At 63.3% G+C, this 1,934-nt stretch carries 2 protein-coding genes; both read right to left on the bottom strand.

The window, feature by feature from the left end; translation table 11 throughout:
• Nucleotides 1–63: 63 nt before the first annotated feature.
• Complete coding sequence (locus CKO15_RS13590) at nt 64–855, bottom strand: replication initiation factor domain-containing protein (protein WP_200197343.1); 792 nt, start codon at nt 853–855, stop codon at nt 64–66.
• A complete protein-coding gene (locus CKO15_RS13585) occupies nt 842–1,366 on the bottom strand; it encodes a hypothetical protein (RefSeq protein WP_200197341.1) in 525 nt (174 codons plus the stop codon). Before CKO15_RS13585 ends, CKO15_RS13590 begins: the two co-directional genes overlap by 14 nt.
• Between the last annotated feature and the right edge of the window lie 568 nt (nt 1,367–1,934).

Raw genomic sequence — 1,934 nt, 5'->3', positions numbered from 1 at the left:
TAGGCGCGCGCGCGCGGCGCAAGGGGGTGCGCTCGCGCGCGCTCACCCTTGTCGATACAGGCGTCACGAAACCAGGTCTGTGACTTTGTCACGCAGCTCGGCCCCGAGCTGCTCCCATGAGCCAACTTCGTCCGCCCAGCTTGCCAAGATTCGCCCGTATTGCTGGATCAATGCCCGCCGAGCCCGTTCGGTATCACTGGGGCGCCAGACCGTCCCGATGCTCTCCGGCTCCAGTCGGTCCCATCCGATAACTTCCAGCGCGCCACAGAGCCAGCGTGAGGCGCGCCACGCATCACTAGGGCACCAGTGCCCTACCCGTTCACGATGCGCCTTGAGTGGCCTGATACGGACCTCAGCGCGCACCCAGTTCGTATCCCCTCCGGATTCGTAGCCCTTTTCATAAACAACGAGCTGCACCGGACTGGAACGAGCGCCGAGGTATAGGGTCCGACCTTCGCCGCGCACCCAGTCCCCTTGCTGATTGATCGTGATCCCGTGGGTGGCCGCGTAGTCGGCCAACTGATAGGCGATGCGATCGAATAGACCGGACTGCACCCAGTCAACACAGGAGTCGGCCCGCGTCACTCGATGCCCGCCCAGGTCCTGGAGCACGGCGGCCACCGTTGGCGCATCCTCACCCGTACCGATGACATGCACGCCCGGATTGTTACCCCACCAGACCGAAGCAAGCACATGATCGCCCCGGGCGATATTGGCACCCTGCTCGTATCCGTTCTTAGGCCGACCGGGCACGACATCGGCCAACTCCCATGCCCGGAGGAGAGCGCCTGTCACAGCCTGAGGCCGATGGTCGGGCAGCGTAGCTTGGTACCAGTCCCACCTACTGACCATCATCCACCTCCCGGAGTATCCATTGCCGTCCCGGCTCCGTCCGGTTGGCTTGCTGGAGGGCCTTCGTTGCAGCGTCCCCGGACCACGTAAGTCCCTGTTTCCACGACTCACCACTGTCGTAGTCTTCGACCCTGAACCTCCGCTCAACCCCGCGACTCCAAAAACCTGACCCCCGTGTTACTAGGGGGGGGTCGTCCGCTTCGCTTACCGGCTCGGTCCCTCCGATCAGCTTTTCCGTAACCCAGCCGATCTGCGCAGCCGCGGAGCCTTGGTTGCCGACCATCTCCCGCTCCATCTGCTCTAGAGTGGTTTGCAACCCCTTGCGCACCTGCTGGGGTGCCGAGTTCGCAGCATCGAGCAACGCAACCGTCCGCTGCAGAGGCTCGTGAATCTGCTCGATAAGCTCGCTGATTACTCGGGATTTGGGCTGGCCCGAGAGTTCGGCGAACCTCTCAATGGTCCGGTAAACCTCCGGTTCCAGCGTGAGCGCAATCCTTGGTTTCTTGGTTGCCATCGCCGCTTGCCTCTATGGTGGTACACCTTGGCCCTAAGTGTAACACCTTGCGCGTAAGGTGCAACACTTTGGTTAAAGTGTCACATATGAATCATCCGGACTGTCCTACGCTCATGCAAAGGGAGGGGGTGGAGGCTTCGCCCCCTGGGGCGGCGGCGGCTCGCTTCGCTCCCCGCCGGTAGGGGTGTGGGGGATCGGATGGGAAAAGCGTGGAATGGAGGGCGCGGATGGGACCGCCGAGGATCGTCCAGGACAGGGGCCGCGCATTGGCCGCTATGGATCGGATGGCATTGGCCCCTTCGCCTGGAAAGATACCAAGTCCCTGTATGGGGAGAACGAAGGCCGGGCGCGCGCATCCATGCGCGCCCCGGTGCCCCCGGTGAGGTCGGTAGGGAGACTCTCATCGCTAGTCGTATCAATTACCGCCACATGGTTACCCCTTAGGCGCGCGCGCGCGGCGCAAGGGGGTGCGCTCGCGCGCGCTCACCCTTGTCGATACAGGCGTCACGAAACCAGGTCTGTGACTTTGTCACGCAGCTCGGCCCCGAGCTGCTCCCATGAGCCAACT

The sequence above is a fragment of the Halorhodospira abdelmalekii genome (assembly GCF_016583625.1).
Classification (GTDB): domain Bacteria; phylum Pseudomonadota; class Gammaproteobacteria; order Nitrococcales; family Halorhodospiraceae; genus Halorhodospira; species Halorhodospira abdelmalekii.
Note: the sequence above shows the minus strand (reverse complement) of the source record. Positions and strands in the feature narration are given on the sequence as shown.